Source organism: Saccharothrix sp. NRRL B-16348 (assembly GCF_001280085.1).
GTDB lineage: Bacteria > Actinomycetota > Actinomycetes > Mycobacteriales > Pseudonocardiaceae > Actinosynnema.
Genome location: NZ_LGED01000196.1, coordinates 1 through 14,505, shown reverse-complemented (window position 1 = coordinate 14,505; position 14,505 = coordinate 1). Strand labels below are relative to the sequence as shown.

The window sequence follows — 14,505 nt, the reverse complement described above, 5'->3', positions numbered from 1 at the left end:
TTGTGGTGCCAGAGCGGAAGAGCAGACGAGGAGCGACCATGCCGCAGTACCTCTCGCCCGGCGTGTACGTGGAGGAGGTCCAGACCGGTGCCCGGCCGATCGAGGGAGTCGGCACCGCGGTGGCCGCCTTCGTCGGCTTCGCCGAACAGGGACCGTTCCACCAGCCGACCCTGGTCACCAACTGGAACCAGTACGTGCGCGACTTCGGCGGGTTCACCGAGGACGCCTACCTCCCGCACGCCGTCTACGGCTACTTCGCCAACGGGGGTGGCGCGGCGTACGTGGTGCGGGTCGGCGGTGCCGCGGGCAACGGCGACACCGCGCCGGCCGCGCCCGTCCCCGTGACGCTGGGCGGGCTGCGGATCTCCGCCCTGCCCGCCGCGGGCCCGGACGTCTCCGTCGAGGTCGCCGACCCCGACGGCGAGAACCCGCCGGAGGACCGCTTCAAGCTGCTGGTCCGCCAGGGCGACAAGGTCGTGGAGACCTTCGACGTGTCGACCCGCAGGAACCTCAAGAACTACGTGGTGACGCAGGTCGCCGAGCGCTCAAAGCTGATCGAGGTCACCGAGCAGCCCGGCACGGCGCTGACCAGGCCGGACAAGCAGTCCGTCCCGTTGCCCGCCGCCGGCAAGGCGCCCGCGCCGGTGAAGCTCGACGCGCAGGAGTACGTCGGCGACGCCGCGGCGCGCACCGGGTTCGGCGGCCTGGAGAACGTCGACGAGGTCACGATGGTGGCGGTGCCCGACCTGATGAGCGCCTACCGGCGCGGCCTCATCGACCTGGAGGGCGTGCAGACGGTGCAGGCGGCCGTCATCTCGCACTGCGAGCAGATGGGCGACCGGGTCGCGGTGCTGGACGCGCCGCCCGGGATGTCGCCGCAGCGCGTGCACAAGTGGCGGATGGAGGAGGCGAACCACGACTCCCGCTACGCCACCCTGTACTACCCGTGGATCAAGGTCTTCGACCCGGCGAGCGGTCGCAACGCGTTCGTGCCGCCGTCCGGTCACGTCGCCGGCGTGTGGGCGCGCAGCGACACCGAACGCGGGGTGCACAAGGCGCCGGCCAACGAGGTCATCCGCGGCGCGGTCGACCTGGAGGTCGCGCTGAGCAAGAGCGAGCAGGACCTGTTGAACCCGGTCGGCGTGAACTGCGTGCGCACGTTCCCCGGCCGCGGCATCCGCATCTGGGGCGCGCGCACGCTGTCGTCCGACCCGGCGTGGCGCTACCTGAACGTGCGGCGGCTGTTCAACTACCTGGAGGAGTCGATCCTCCTGGGCACGCAGTGGGTGGTGTTCGAGCCCAACGACGACCGGCTGTGGGCCGGCATCCGGCGCAACATCACCGCGTTCCTCACCGAGCAGTGGCGTCAGGGCGCGCTGTTCGGCCGCACGCCGGACGAGGCGTTCTACGTCAAGTGCGACCGCGACAACAACCCGCCGGAGTCCGTCGACCTCGGCCAGGTGGTGTGCGAGATCGGCGTCGCGCCGGTGAAGCCCGCCGAGTTCGTGGTCTTCCGCCTCGCCCAGTTCTCCGACAACACCAGCCTCGTCAGCGAATAGCCCGCGCGGATCCGGAAAGGCAGCACCAGTCATGGCAGACGGCGACGCTCTCTCCACCCACATCTTCGGCCTCCAGCTCGGCGCGTACATGGTCGAGTCCTTGCAGGAGGTCAGCGGGGTGACGATCGAGGAGGACGTGGTCGAGATCTCGCAGGTGACCCCTCAGGGCAAGCCGTTGCTGCGCAAGCAGCCCGGCGCCCGCAAGGGCGGCGAGATCACGGTCACCAGGGGGATGGACAAGAGCAAGGAGTTCACCAAGTGGCTCAAGGAGACGGTGAACAAGGGTGACGTCGAGACGGCGCGCCAGAACATCACCATCGAGATCATGAACAGCAAGGGCGAGACCGAGCGGCGGCTGAACCTGGTCAACGGGTGGGTCAGCCGCTGGGAGGGCCCGTCGCTCAAGGCGGGCGAGTCCAGTGCCGCGTTGGAGAAGGTGACCATCACCTTCGAGGACATCACCCTGGAGGACTGATGAGGCGTCGGGTGATCGGGCTCGACTCGCTGGACGAGCTGGCCGAGCCGGTCGACGCGGCTGGAGGGGTCGGGCGCTCTTCCCCGGCCCGGGAACCGGCGCTGCGCACCGAGTTCGAGTTCGAGCTGCCGCGCGGCTACGTGGACGGCGAGGGCGTGGTGCACCGCCACGGGCGGATGCGGCTGGCGACGGCCCGGGACGAGCTGCGACCGCAGATCGACCTGCGGGTCAAGGAGAACCCGGGTTACCTCAGCGTGCTGCTGCTCAGCATGGTGATCACCGAGCTGGGCGCCGTGGACGAGGTGAACGTCGGCGTGGTGGAACGGATGTACGCCACGGACATCGCGTTCCTCCAGGACTTCTACCGGCGGATCAACAGCGAGGGGCACACCCGCGCCGGCGTGACCTGCCCGTCGTGCGGCAGCGGGTTCGAGGTCGACCTGGCCGGTGGTCGCCTGGGGGAATCGTGACGTACGCGGCCGACCGGCTGCACGAGGAGGTCGCGTACGTGGCCTACCACTTCCACTGGGAACGGGGCCAGATCCTCGACTTGGAGCACCACGAGCGCAGGCGCTGGGTCCGCGAGATCGCACGCATCAACACCAGGGTGAACGAAGGGGGGTGACCCGATGGGCTTCTGGGACAGGTTCCGCCGCAAGACCGTGCCCGAGCCGCCTGCTCCGGCGCTCCGCCGTGATTCCGACGGCGGCTGGCGCGCGACCCGCCCGATGGCGGGGGTGATCCAGCGCAAGGGCATCGCGGTGAGCGACGGCCTCCGGTTCCGAGGTGGCCTGGCGGCGTGGCAGGACCACACGTTGAGCGGACAACTCGGCCACGCGGTCCTGCCCGGCGCTCCGGTGGGCGTGATGCACGGCTTGGCACGGCCGACCGGCGAGCCCAGCGGGCGGGCGGGGAACGACCAGCTCACGTTCGCACTGCCCGCCACTCCTGGCCCGCCGCCTTCCCAGACACCCACCGGCACGACCGGCAGCACGACCGACAGCCCTGCCCACAGCACTGCGCCTCCGACCGGCGGGATCGACCGGAAGCCAACGGTCACCCAGCGATCAGCGACCAGCCAGACCAGCCGGATGGGCCAGGCAGCTCAAGCGGATCAAACGGAACGGCCGAGCCAGCCAGGTCCAGCGGGCTTGGCTGACCGGCCGAGCCAGGCGGGCCAACTGCAAACAGTCGCGCAGCGGTCACCCGCCAGCCAGGCCGGCCAAGTCGGTGTCGGCCAGACCGGTGTCGGCCAAGTCGGCCAGGTGGCGGGCCAAGGGAGTCAGGGCAGCCGGGTGGGTCAGGGAGGCGAAGCCGTCCGGGTCGATAAGACGGCCCGACCGAGCCCGACCGACAAGCTGCCAATAGTCGCGCAGCGGTCGGCGGCCAGCCCGGTCCGCCAGATTGGTCAGGCCAGCGCGGCGGAAAAGTCCAGGCAAGCGAGCCAGCCCAACCAGGCGAGCCACGCGGCCCAAGCGACTCAAGCAGGCCAAGCGACTCAAACGAGCCAGGCGGGGCAAGCGAGTCAGCCGGGGCAGGCCAGCCAAGCAAGTCAAGCGAGCCAAGCCGACCAAAGGCCAACAGTCGCGCAGCGGTCAGCGGCCTCTCCCGCCAGCTCAATCGCACCGGTCCGCCCAATTGTCCCTTCCAGCCCGGTCGCCCCAACCAATCCAGCCACCCCGATCGCCCCAGCCGGTCCAGCCGGTCCAGCCGATCCGGTCGCCCCAGCCAGTCCAATCACCCCGATCGCACCGGTCAGCCCGGTCCGTCCGATTGCCCCTTCCGGCTCGATCGCCCCGAAGCCCGTGATCGCACAGCGGTCACCGGCCACCACACCGGTCCCCCTGCACCCGCTTGGCGCACCGCTGACCGTGGCGCGCCGAGAGGTGACGCCCCTTCGGCCAATCCCGGTCGCGCGGGCGGGGAGCGGGCCGGCGGTGCAGCGCCGGTCCGCATCCCATCCGACATCGACGACACCCGTGCCGCACGAACCGACCACCGCCGCGCCGCCCGAACCCACAGTCACCTCGCCCGAACGATCGTCACCGGACCGGCAACCACCACGCACTTCGAGAACGGAGCCGATGCTGGGTGCGCCCCTGGTGCGGATGCCCGCCGACGCCGTAGTCCAACGCATCCCGGTAACCGGCCAAGGCACACCACGACCGGCACATCGCCCCGCCAGCCCCTCCACCCACGTCAAGCCGAGAACCGGACCGGTCCTGGGCCCACCGCTGACGCAACTACCAGCCAGCGCCGTGGTGCAGCGCCAAGAAGTGCCACCCACCGCAACCAGATCAACCCAACCCACGGCACAACGACAAGCACCCGCCGACAACCCGCCCACCAGCGCCGCCCCGACCAAGACGTCACCCGGCCAGGCGAAGCTGCCGGTCGCCCAGCTGACCCGCCCGGCCGTGCAACGCCACCTCGCCACGGCCCCCCTGATCCCGAACCGGCGGCCACTGGTCTCCCCCGCCACCGCCGACCCGCCGAACTCCACGAACCTGCCCCGGCCGGTACCGCTTCGGTGGACGTCCCGGGATTCGGCGACACGCCGGCCCTCCGGCAGCACCGGGCCCGAACGCGCGACGACCAAGGCACCCGCGCATCACGCCCCGGCGCCACCCCGCACGACACCGACGCAGCACGTCCAGCGCGCGGTGGTCCGGCCGGCGCCGGTGGCCGGTCCGCCCGAACCGCCCCACCAGCCCATCACCCGCGCCCACCCGCCCGTGACCGCCCCGACGCCGGTCCAGAAGACCAACCGCGTCACCCCGGCGATCCCGACCGTCACCGTCCAACGAATCCCCCAGCACACCGAGGACCGGCCGACCCCAACCACACGGCCCGGATCGACCCGACCGGAACGGCCCGACCTCGACGAACTCGCCCGCCGGCTGCTCGACCCGCTCAGCAGGCTCCTGCGCGCCGAACTGCGCCACGGTCGCGAGCGCGCGGGCCTGTTGCACGACCGCCGCCGCTGACCACGGCGGCCCGAGCCAACCAGGAGGTACCGATGTCCGACACGCTCTTCGCCACCAGCGTCTTCTTCCAGCTCTCCATCGCGGGCAACGACCTGGGCGCCTTCCACACCTGCGACGGCATGGGCGCGCAGATGGAGGTCGAGCAGTTCGCCGAGGGCGGCAACAACGGGTTCGCCTGGCAGCTGCCCACCCGCATCACCTGGTCCAACATCACCATGACGCGACCGGTCACGGCGGACACCGCCAAGGTCGTCAAGTGGCTCAACGAGGTCATCAAGAAGGTCGAGCGCAAGGACGGCGAGATCGTCGCCCTCGCCCCGGACGGCAGCCGGATCGCCGGCTGGCAGGTGCAGGGCATCGTCCCGGTCCGCTGGCAGGGCCCGTCGTTCGACCCGGCGAACTCGCAGGCCGCCGTGGAGACGTTGGAATTCGCCCACGAAGGCATCGACGCGTCCTGAGACGAGGATCAGACATGGCAGGGAAACCGGGGGCGAGCCTCACCCGCGCCCAGCTCGTGATCATGGAACCGCCCGTGCAGGCGGGCGCGAAGCCGGGCGCCAAGCTGGCCACGGTGAAGTTCCAGTTCAACCCGAACACGTTGGCGCTGAGCAAGAACACCGAGTGGCGGCGCAACCCGTCCCGCCTGGCGGACGAGACGTCGATGCCCGAGTTCGTCGGCAGCGGACCGCGGAACCTGTCGGTCGACGTGCTCCTCGACGCCACCGCCACGCACGACAACTCGGTCGAGACGCGGGTGGAGCAACTGCTCACCGCCTGCGTGCCGACCAAGAAGAGCCTGGCGAAGAAGACGCCGGCGAGCCCGTGGGTCCGCTTCGAGTGGGGCACGTCCAAGACCACGTCGTTCGACGGCGTGCTGTCGAACCTGTCGGTGGACTACTCGCTGTTCGACGTCGACGGCAGGCCGCTGCGCGCGAAGTGCTCGCTGTCCATCGAGGAGGCGGGCAGCGACACGCCCGGCCAGAACCCGACGTCCGGGTCGCGCGAGGCCCGCCGCACGCACCGCGTCGTGGCCGGCGACAGCCTGCCGCAGCTCGCGTGGCGCGAGTACGGCGACGCCACCGCCTGGCGGGTCATCGCCGAGGCCAACGACATCGACGACCCGATGCTGCTCGCGCCGGGCGCCGAACTGCTGGTGCCCGCGATGGAGGAGGCCCGGTGAAGCCGTCCGCGGGCAAGTCGTTCCGGTCGTTCGCCGCCGACCCGATCGTGAAGGCGGCTTCGCTGTCGAGCACGTGGGACAAGAGGCTGGTCAGCTGCGTGGTCGACGAGAACGTCGGCCTGCCGGACCTCGCGGTGCTGACCTACCGCGACGGCAACCACGAGCTGCTGACCGACAGCCGCATCGAGATCGGCACGCCGTTGACGGTGTCGGTGGTGACGGTCGAGACCAAGGCGCAGGTGCAGCTGTTCGGCGGCGAGGTCACCGGGCTGGAGACGGACGGCGACTCGACCGGCTCGTTCACCGTCATCCGCGCCATGAGCAAGGCGCACCGGCTGTTCCGCGGTCGCCGGGTGGAGGCGTTCCACAACGTCCCCGCGGCCACCGTGGTGCGCCAGGTGGCCCGCAACGCCGGGCTGACCGTCGGCCGCGTCGAGCTCTCCCCCGTCAGGTACGCGCAGCTCAGCCAGGCGAACGTGTCGGACTGGGAGTTCCTCCAGCAACTGGCCCACGAGCACGGCGTGACCGTCCAGGTGGACGACAAGGGCAAGCTGGAGCTGCTCAAGCCCAAGCCGGCGTCCGGCGCGCCCGCGCTCACCGCCACCAGCCCGCTGGTGCTCCGGCACGGCGACCTGCTGTCGCTGCGCGCCTCGCTGACCGGCTCCGACCAGGTCGAGAAGGTCGAGGTGCGCGCCTGGGACGTGGCCACGAAGAAGGCGTTCGTGGCGGTCGAACCGGCCATCCGGAGCAAGACCGTGCTGCCCGGCTTCGGCGGGTCCGTCGCCGGCCGGAGGACCACCATGCTGGTGTCCGACACGCCGTACGGCACGCAGGCCGAGGCGGACACCGCCGCACGCTCGCTCGCCGAGGCGGTGAGCGCCGGGTACGCCGAGATCGAGGCGGTCGCCAAGGGCCACCCGACGCTGCGCGCGGGCGTGCCGATCGCGTTGGCGGACGCCGGACCCGCGTTCAGCGGGCGCTACACCGCCACGTCGGTGCGTCACGTGCTGGAGCCCGAGCACGGCTACCGCAGCATCGTCACGGTGAGCAGCTCGCCGGACCGGTCGCTGGCCGGGCTGGCGCTGGGCGGCAACGCACCGGGCCGCTCGCCGCGGATGCCGGGTCTGGCGACCGGGATCGTCACCGACATCAAGGAGGTCGGCCGCGACCAGCGGGGCTGGGTGCGGCTGAAGTTCCCGTGGCTGGACGACAACTACGTCACCGACTGGGTCCGCACCGTGCAGTGGGGCGGTGTCCGCGGCGGCGGGGTGTTCAGCCCCGAGGTCAACGACGAGGTGCTGGTCGGCTTCGAGCAGGGCAGCCTGGACCGCCCGTACGTGCTCGGCGGGCTGTACAACGGCGTCGACCTCCCCTCGCCGCACGACGTGCCGCTGGTCGACCGCACGAGCGGCCGGGTGAACCGCCGGTCGCTGGTGTCCCGCACGGGCAACCGGCTGGAGCTGCTGGACGGCCTCACCGCCGCCGGCGTCCGGGTGCAGACCGGCGACAAGCGGCTCGACATCACGTTGGACGAGAAGACCGGGAGCATCGACATCCGGGTGAGCACGCCGCGCGGTCGCCGGGTCCTCGGCTCGATCAGCATGAACGCGCGCGGCATCACCGTCGACGCCGGGCTCGGCGACCTGGTGCTGAAGGGCAACACGGTGTCCGTCGAGGCGACCACCTCGGCGTCCGTGCGGGGCGGCACCGACGTTTCCGTCGAAGGCCGCGCCCAGGCCGTGCTCAAGGGCGCGGTCGTCCGGATCAACTGACCCGAAGGAGATCACCATGCCCCCCGCCGCCCGGCTGGGTGACAAGACGTCGCACGGCGGCACGATCGGCACGCCGCCGCCCGCGGTGGCCGCCCGGGTGGCCACCGTGCTGATCGAGGGCAAGCCCGCCGCCGTCGGCGGCAGCCTGCACGTGTGCGTCGTGCCGAAAGACCTCGCCATGGGGCCCTTGAACGTCCTCAAACCCCGCATCGGCGGCCAGGTGCTCATCGGCGGCGTGGTCGCGGCACGGGTCGGCGACACGACCACGTGCCAGGCGAACGTCCTCAGCGGCGCGCTGACCGTCCACATCGGAGGCCGGTGATGAGCGAGAGCTTCATCGGGCGCGGCTGGGGCTTCCCGCTGCGGACGGGTCCGACCGGCGGCATCGGGATGGTCGAGCGCGAGCAGGAGATCACCGAGGCCATCCGGCTCGTGCTCGGCACCGCGCCGGGCGAGCGGCCGATGCGCCCGGAGTTCGGCTGCGGCATCCACGAGCACGTGTTCGCCTCGGCCGACGGCGCCACCGCGGGCCACGTCGCCCGCGAGGTGCGCGCCGCGCTGGACCGGTGGGAACCGCGGATCGAGGTCGACGACGTGGTGGTCGCGTTCGACGCCGTCGAGGTCGGCACGCTGTACATCGACGTGCGTTACACCATCCGGTCCACCAACGACCGGCGCAACCTGGTCTTCCCCTTCTACACCATCCCCGCCGAAGGGAGCGCGGACTGATGGCGCTGCCCGCACCGAACCTGGACGACCGGCGTTTCCAGCAGCTCGTGGACGAGGCCAAGCGGTACGTCCAGCAGAGCTGTCCGGAGTGGACGGACCACAACGTGTCCGACCCCGGCGTCACGCTCATCGAGACGTTCGCGCAGATGGTCGACCAGCTCGTCTACCGGCTCAACCGGGTGCCGGAGCGCAACCACCTGGCGTTCCTGGACCTGCTCGGCGTCACGCTGTTCCCGCCGACCGCGGCGCGCGCCGACGTCACGTTCTGGTTGTCCGCGCCGCAGCCGCAGGCCGTCGTGCTGGCCGTCGGCACCGAGGTCGCCACGGCCCGCTCGGAGAACTCCGAGGCGGTCGTGTTCGCCACCACCGACGAGTTGGCCGTGGTGCCGTGCTCGGTCGGGCGGCTGGTGACGAGGGCGGCGTCGGGCGAGCACACCGACCGCACCAGGGACCTGGAGGCGGGCCGGGACGTGCGGTGCTTCCAGGCCACGCCGACGCCCGGTGACGCGACGCTGTTCGGGCTGACGGCGGCCGTGCCGCGCTGCGTCGTGGTGCTGCGGCTGGACAGCCGGGTGGAGGGCATCGGCGTCGACCCCCGGCAGCCGCCCCTGGTGTGGGAGGCGTGGACCGGGCAGGACTGGCAGCCGTGCGAGGTGGACGAGGACAGCACCGGCGGCCTGAACCGGCCCGGCGAGGTCGTGCTGCACGTGCCCGCGGGGCACACCGATTCCGTGGTGGCGGGTCACCGCGCGGGGTGGCTGCGCTGCCGCGTCACCGAGCCGGTGCGGGAGCAGCCGTTCTACTCGGAGTCGCCGACCGTTCGGGAGGCCGAGGCGTTCACCATCGGCGGCACCACGGCGGCCGAGCACGCGGAGGCCGAGGCCGACGTGCTGCTCGGCGAGACGGCGGGCGTGCCGGGGCAGCGGTTCACCGTGCCGCGCGCCCCCGTGCTGCTCGACGGCGACCCGCCGGTAGTGCGGGTGTCGGCGGGCGACGGGTGGCAGGACTGGACCGTGGTGGACCACTTCGGCGAGTCGACGCCGGAGGACCGGCACGTGGTGCTGGACGCGGTGCGCGGCGAGTTCCACTTCCCGCCCGCGGTCCGCGAGGCGGACGGCACGCTGCGCCGCTACGGCGCTGTGCCGCCCAAGGGCTCGGTGGTGCAGGTGCCCCGTTACCGCACGGGCGGCGGACGGGCGGGCAACGTGGCGCGCGGCGCGATCTCGGCGCTGCGCAGCTCCGTGCCGTACGTGGCGGCGGTGGAGAACCGCGAGGCCGCGCGCGGCGGGGTCGACGGCGAGACGGTGGCCGAGGCGAAGGTGCGCGCGCCGCACCAGCTCCGGGTGCAGGAGCGCGCGGTGACCGCCGCGGACCACGAGCACATCGCGAAGCTGGCCGCGCCGTCGCTGGCCAGGGTGCGGTGCCTGCCCGCCGGTCCGGGCGCGGCGCGGGTGCTGGTGGTGCCCGACGCGGTGGCCGACCAGGGCGACCGGCTGCGGTTCGAGCAGCTGGTGCCGACCGAGGACGTGGTGTCGGCGGTGGCCAGGCGGTTGGACGAACGGCGGCTGCTCGGCACCCGGCTGGTCGTCGAACCGCCGCGCTACCAGGGCATCACGGTGGTCGCACGGGTGCTGGCGCCGGACGCGGAGGGCAACCGGGTGCGCGAGGACGCGTTGGACGCGCTCTACCGCTACCTCAACCCGCTGCGCGGCGGCACGGACGGCGCCGGGTGGGAGTTCGGCCGACCGGTGCAGTACGGCGAGGTCTTCGCGGTGCTCCAAGGCGTCGGCGGGGTGCGGCTGGTGGAGGAGATCCGGCTGTTCCCGGCCGATCCGATCACCGGGGCACGTGGCGCGCCGGTGGACCGGGTCGAGGTGGCGCCGAACGCGCTGGTGTTCTCCTACCAGCACCAGATCGTGGTGGTGGGGTCGTGAGCCGCGCCGTGGTGGTGGGGTCATGAGCCGCGTCGCGCTCCCCGAGCTGCCCAGCCGCTACCCGCTGGGCGGGATGCTGCCCTCGCTGTACGCGGCGGACGACTTCGCCCAGCGGTTCACCTCGGGCCTGGACGCCGTGCTGTCCGCCATCCTGTCCACTTTGGACAACCTGGCGGAGTACTTCGACCCGGACCTCGCGCCCGCCGACTTCGTGGCGTGGCTGTCGTCCTGGGTGGCGGCGGACCTCGACCCGACGTGGCCGGAGCCGCTGCGCCGGGAGCTGGTGCGCCGCGCCGTCGAGCTGCACCGCCTGCGCGGCACCGCACGTGGTCTCGTCGCCCGGCTGGAGCTGTGCCTGGGTGTGCGCGCCGAAGTGGTGGACGGCCCCGGCGTGACCTGGTCGACCCGGCCCGACACCACCCTGCCCCGCCCGTCGGACGTCGTGCTGGTGCGGGTGTGGCCGGGCCGGTCCGGGCCGGTCGACCGGGACCGGGTGGTGGCGCTGGTCGACGCGGTGTGCCCGCTGCACGTCGCCTGCGCCGTCGAAGTGCCGAGCGGGAACGGGGACTGACATGCGCCTGTGCACGCAGTGCGGCGCGCCGGTGCGCGACGCGGACGACTTCTGCGGCAACTGCGGCACCTACCTCGGCTGGGCCGCCGCCGAACCGCAGCCGCCGCAGGACGAGACCGAAGAGCGTCCGGGACCGGTGCTGCCGGGTCGACCGGAGGCACGGCGACCGCTGCCGAGCGCGGTGGACGACGAGGTGGTCGTCGGGCCGCCGTGCCCGGCGTGCGGCGTCGCGAACCCGCCGGGACGCCGGTTCTGCCGGCGGTGCGCCACGCCGTTGGTCCCCGGTGCGGGCGAGGTCCGCGGCAGGCAGGCGCAACGGAGGTGGCGGTGGCGCGGCGACACCTCGCGGTGGCTGCGTCGCCTGGTCGCGTTCGCCGCGGGCGCGGTGCTGCTGCTGGTCGCGATCCTGTTCTACCCCACGGCTTTGGCGCTGATCGAGGACGTTCGCGACAAGACGTCCACGCCCGTCGCCGTCGGCCCGAGCAGCACCACCGCCACCGCCGAGGTGCCCGGTCACCCGGCGGCGGCGGCCGCGGACGGCCTGTCGAACCGGTACTGGGGCGCCACCGCCGTGGGTGACGCGGTGGAGTTCGGCTTCGCGACCCCGTTCCGGCTGCTGTCGGTGGTCGTGCACACGGGCGCGGGCGTGGAGGAACGCGCGTTCACCGGGCAGGCGAGGGTGTCCGCGCTGGACATGGTCGTCACCACCGCCGACGGCGGCACCCGCACCGTCCCGCTGCCCCTGGCCGACCGGGTCGGCCCGCAGCGCGTCGACACGGCGGTGAGCGGCGTCGTGCGGATCCGGCTGGTCGTGCGCGCCTCGGCCGGGCAGGCGGCGGGACGGCACATCGCGTTGGGCGAGGTGGAGTTCTTCCGCCGGCCTTGAGTGTCCATTGCAGACGGAGAGGAGCGGAAGATGGACGTGGTAGTGGTCACCGGCTCGGCGGGCTTGGTGGGAGGGGAGGCGGTGCGGGCGCTCGCGTCGAGGTTCGACCTGGTCGTCGGCGTGGACAACGGGATGCGGCGGCACCTGTTCGGGCCGGCGGGTTCCGTCGCGGAGAACCTGGCGGAGGTCGAGGGCATCCCGAACTACCGGCACCACCGGGTGGACGTGCGTGACGAGAGCGCGCTCACCGCGTTGTTCGGCGAGTACGGCACGGACGTGCGGCTGGTCGTGCACGCGGCCGGGCAGCCGAGCGGCGAGTGGGCGGCCGGGCGGCCCGTGGTGGACCTGAACGTCAACGCGGTCGGCACGGTGAACGTGCTGGAGGCGGTCCGGCGGCACTGCCCCGAGGCGGTGGTCGTGCTGACCTCCACCACGGAGGTGTACGGCGACGTGCCGGACTCCCTGCCGCTGGTGGAGACGGGGACGAGGTGGGAGCTCGACCCGGCGCACCCGTACCACGAGCACGGCGTCGACGAGTCGATCCGGCTGGGCGGGAACCGGACGTTCCACGGGGTGTCGAAGCTGGCCGCCGACCTGGCCGCGCAGACGTACGCCGACCTGCTGGGGTTGCGGGTCGGGGTGTTCCGGTGCGGGAGCGTCACCGGCGCGCGGCATGCGGGCGTCGAGCAGGCCGGGTTCCTGTCGCACCTGGTGCGCAGCGCCGTGCGGGGTGCGACGTTCCCGGTGATCGGGCACGGCGGCAAGCAGGTGCGCGACGTGCTGGACGCGCGTGACCTGGTGGAGATGTTCTGGCACTTCTACCGCGACCCCCGTCCCGGCGAGGTCTACCACGCGGGCGGCGGGCGGGAGGGCGGCACGTCGATCCTGGAGCTGATCGCCCGGTACGAGTACCTGACCGGGCAGGAGGTGCGGTTCGAGTACGTGCCCCGGCACCGGTTCGCGGACGTCCGGTGGTGGATCACCGACAACCGCAAGTTCCGCCGCGACTACCCCGACTGGCGGCCCGCGCACGACCTGGCCGACACGCTGCGGTCGGTGCACGAGCGGTGGGTCGACGTCGACCCGACCGGGCTGAACGGGTTGAGCGCCTCTTGACCACCGGCTTGGCCGCGGTGTTGAGTGCAAGGCGTTGGGTTCTCGTGACGCGCCGGCCCTTCTTTCACGTCTCTTCACGTCTCTTCACGTCATCCAGCCGGCGTGAAGAATCCTTTTAGACGCTCTTGAGACCACGTGAAGCCGCGGCTCGCAGACTCGGTGGTGCAATCCGAGACTGCGGGAGGCAGCGGTGGAGCGAATCCGGGTCGTCGTCCAAGCGGCGGATCACCTGAGCATGACGGGCCTGATCACCTACCTCGGCTCGAGGCCCGATGTGGAAGTGCTGGACAGCACCGTGCGCGTGAAGCCCGACGTGGTCGTCATGGCGGTCGACCGGCTGGGCGCCGAGGTCGTGTCGCGGCTGCGCCGTGCCGCCGCCCACGTGGGCGCGCCGGTGGTGCTGATCGTCGACGAGGTGGGCGAGTCCGACGTGCTGACGGCCGTGGAGTGCCGGATCGTGGCGATCCTGCCGCGCGCCACGGTGACCGACCAGTTGGTGCTGCGCAGCGTCCTGGCCGCCGCGTCGGGTGGCGGTGCGATGCCGCCGAACATGGTGGCCGAGCTGCTGCGGCACGTGCAGAAGTTGCAGCAGCAGGTGCTGGCGCCGGAGGGGAGTCGCGACCGGCTGACCGCCCGGGAGACCGACGTGCTGCGGCTGATGGCCGACGGGTTGGACACGGCCGAGATCGCGGGCCGGTTGTCGTACTCGGAGCGGACCATCAAGAACGTGTTCTACGGAATCACCACCCGGCTCAACCTGCGCAACCGGCCGCACGCGGTCGCCTACGCCCTTCGGAAGGGGATGATCTGACATGTCGGATGTCCGGTCCGTGACGAGAAAGGCCGTGACGAGCAGGGCTGTGACGAGTAGGGACCCAGCCGCACTTCGACACGTGGTGGACTTGGCATTACGGGGCATCCGGGCCAAGGCCCGAACCCCCCACCCCGCCCGACCGCACGGCGAGGCGCGGTGGGTGATGTCGTCGGACGGCGTCATCGGCGCCCCCAGGACCGAGGAGAGCCCCGGGTCGCGCGAGGAGCCCGACCCAACCGACCGGTGAGGGTCCCCGAGAGCCACCGGAGATCACCCAAAAGTGGCACAAGCCTTGGGGATGAATGGAAAGCTAGAATTTGTTGCCGGGAAAAGAAGGGGTGGCGCGACGGCCCGGACCGTGTTCCTGAGCCCACCCCCACGCCCTCCCACCCCACCTCCACTCCCCACCAACCGCCCCCTACACCCCGCCCTCACCCCACGAACCCCACCACCACGAGCCCCACGACCTGCCAGACCTGGAC

The 14,505-nt window shown here is 72.1% G+C and carries 15 protein-coding genes; all 15 read left to right on the top strand.

Annotated features, from left to right (window positions below):
• Window positions 1-38: 38 nt before the first annotated feature.
• Window positions 39-1,559 (top strand): phage tail sheath family protein, encoded by a 1,521-nt coding sequence (locus tag ADK67_RS19200; RefSeq protein WP_053717826.1) that lies wholly within the window; start codon window positions 39-41, stop codon window positions 1,557-1,559.
• Window positions 1,560-1,590: 31 nt separating this feature from the next.
• Entirely contained in the window at window positions 1,591-2,034 is a 444-nt protein-coding gene (locus tag ADK67_RS19195; RefSeq protein WP_053717825.1) for a phage tail protein, read from the top strand.
• On the top strand, window positions 2,034-2,504 hold the full coding sequence (locus ADK67_RS19190; protein WP_053717824.1) for a hypothetical protein: 471 nt from the start codon (window positions 2,034-2,036) through the stop codon (window positions 2,502-2,504). Before ADK67_RS19195 ends, ADK67_RS19190 begins: the two co-directional genes overlap by 1 nt.
• Entirely contained in the window at window positions 2,501-2,659 is a 159-nt protein-coding gene (locus tag ADK67_RS52625; RefSeq protein ID WP_197289519.1) for a DUF6760 family protein, read from the top strand. The genes ADK67_RS19190 and ADK67_RS52625 overlap by 4 nt, the downstream gene beginning before the upstream one ends.
• 1,651 nt (window positions 2,660-4,310) lie before the next feature.
• A complete protein-coding gene (locus ADK67_RS19180) occupies window positions 4,311-5,021 on the top strand; it encodes a hypothetical protein (protein ID WP_157620592.1) in 711 nt (236 codons plus the stop codon).
• Window positions 5,022-5,053: 32 nt separating this feature from the next.
• A complete protein-coding gene (locus ADK67_RS19175) occupies window positions 5,054-5,479 on the top strand; it encodes a phage tail protein (protein ID WP_053717821.1) in 426 nt (141 codons plus the stop codon).
• A 14-nt stretch (window positions 5,480-5,493) separates the two neighbouring features.
• Window positions 5,494-6,201, top strand: a complete 708-nt coding sequence (locus tag ADK67_RS19170; protein WP_053717820.1) for a CIS tube protein — start codon at window positions 5,494-5,496, stop codon at window positions 6,199-6,201.
• Complete coding sequence (locus ADK67_RS19165) at window positions 6,198-7,973, top strand: VgrG-related protein (RefSeq protein WP_053717819.1); 1,776 nt, start codon at window positions 6,198-6,200, stop codon at window positions 7,971-7,973. The genes ADK67_RS19170 and ADK67_RS19165 overlap by 4 nt, the downstream gene beginning before the upstream one ends.
• A 16-nt stretch (window positions 7,974-7,989) precedes the next feature.
• The gene (locus tag ADK67_RS19160; RefSeq protein WP_053717818.1) at window positions 7,990-8,295 is read left to right on the top strand and encodes a PAAR domain-containing protein; all 306 of its coding nucleotides are present in this window, start codon (window positions 7,990-7,992) and stop codon (window positions 8,293-8,295) included.
• Window positions 8,295-8,702 carry a GPW/gp25 family protein gene (locus tag ADK67_RS19155; protein ID WP_053717817.1) on the top strand — a complete coding sequence of 136 codons (408 nt, stop codon included), beginning with the start codon at window positions 8,295-8,297 and terminating at the stop codon, window positions 8,700-8,702. Before ADK67_RS19160 ends, ADK67_RS19155 begins: the two co-directional genes overlap by 1 nt.
• A complete protein-coding gene (locus ADK67_RS19150; RefSeq protein WP_053717816.1) occupies window positions 8,702-10,636 on the top strand; it encodes a putative baseplate assembly protein in 1,935 nt (644 codons plus the stop codon). Before ADK67_RS19155 ends, ADK67_RS19150 begins: the two co-directional genes overlap by 1 nt.
• Before the next feature lie 22 nt (window positions 10,637-10,658).
• A complete protein-coding gene (locus ADK67_RS19145) occupies window positions 10,659-11,207 on the top strand; it encodes a phage tail protein (protein ID WP_053717815.1) in 549 nt (182 codons plus the stop codon).
• Window position 11,208: 1 nt separating this feature from the next.
• The gene (locus ADK67_RS19140; RefSeq protein WP_053717814.1) at window positions 11,209-12,093 is read left to right on the top strand and encodes a zinc ribbon domain-containing protein; all 885 of its coding nucleotides are present in this window, start codon (window positions 11,209-11,211) and stop codon (window positions 12,091-12,093) included.
• A gap of 30 nt (window positions 12,094-12,123) precedes the next feature.
• Window positions 12,124-13,209, top strand: a complete 1,086-nt coding sequence (locus tag ADK67_RS19135; protein ID WP_053717813.1) for an NAD-dependent epimerase/dehydratase family protein — start codon at window positions 12,124-12,126, stop codon at window positions 13,207-13,209.
• A 190-nt stretch (window positions 13,210-13,399) separates the two neighbouring features.
• Window positions 13,400-14,020 (top strand): helix-turn-helix transcriptional regulator, encoded by a 621-nt coding sequence (locus ADK67_RS19130; protein ID WP_053717812.1) that lies wholly within the window; start codon window positions 13,400-13,402, stop codon window positions 14,018-14,020.
• The last annotated feature ends 485 nt before the right edge of the window (window positions 14,021-14,505 follow it).

Bases quoted from the DNA above. Each gene is read 5' to 3' on its own strand.
- ADK67_RS19135 (WP_053717813.1), top strand. From the start codon at position 12,124: ATGGACGTGGTAGTGGTCACCGGCTCGGCGGGCTTGGTGGGAGGGGAG.
- ADK67_RS19160 (WP_053717818.1), top strand. From the start codon at position 7,990: ATGCCCCCCGCCGCCCGGCTGGGTGACAAGACGTCGCACGGCGGCACG.
- ADK67_RS19195 (WP_053717825.1), top strand. From the start codon at position 1,591: ATGGCAGACGGCGACGCTCTCTCCACCCACATCTTCGGCCTCCAGCTC.
- ADK67_RS19200 (WP_053717826.1), top strand. From the start codon at position 39: ATGCCGCAGTACCTCTCGCCCGGCGTGTACGTGGAGGAGGTCCAGACC.
- ADK67_RS19150 (WP_053717816.1), top strand. From the start codon at position 8,702: ATGGCGCTGCCCGCACCGAACCTGGACGACCGGCGTTTCCAGCAGCTC.
- ADK67_RS19190 (WP_053717824.1), top strand. From the start codon at position 2,034: ATGAGGCGTCGGGTGATCGGGCTCGACTCGCTGGACGAGCTGGCCGAG.
- ADK67_RS19155 (WP_053717817.1), top strand. From the start codon at position 8,295: ATGAGCGAGAGCTTCATCGGGCGCGGCTGGGGCTTCCCGCTGCGGACG.
- ADK67_RS19170 (WP_053717820.1), top strand. From the start codon at position 5,494: ATGGCAGGGAAACCGGGGGCGAGCCTCACCCGCGCCCAGCTCGTGATC.
- ADK67_RS19145 (WP_053717815.1), top strand. From the start codon at position 10,659: ATGAGCCGCGTCGCGCTCCCCGAGCTGCCCAGCCGCTACCCGCTGGGC.
- ADK67_RS19175 (WP_053717821.1), top strand. From the start codon at position 5,054: ATGTCCGACACGCTCTTCGCCACCAGCGTCTTCTTCCAGCTCTCCATC.
- ADK67_RS19140 (WP_053717814.1), top strand. From the start codon at position 11,209: ATGCGCCTGTGCACGCAGTGCGGCGCGCCGGTGCGCGACGCGGACGAC.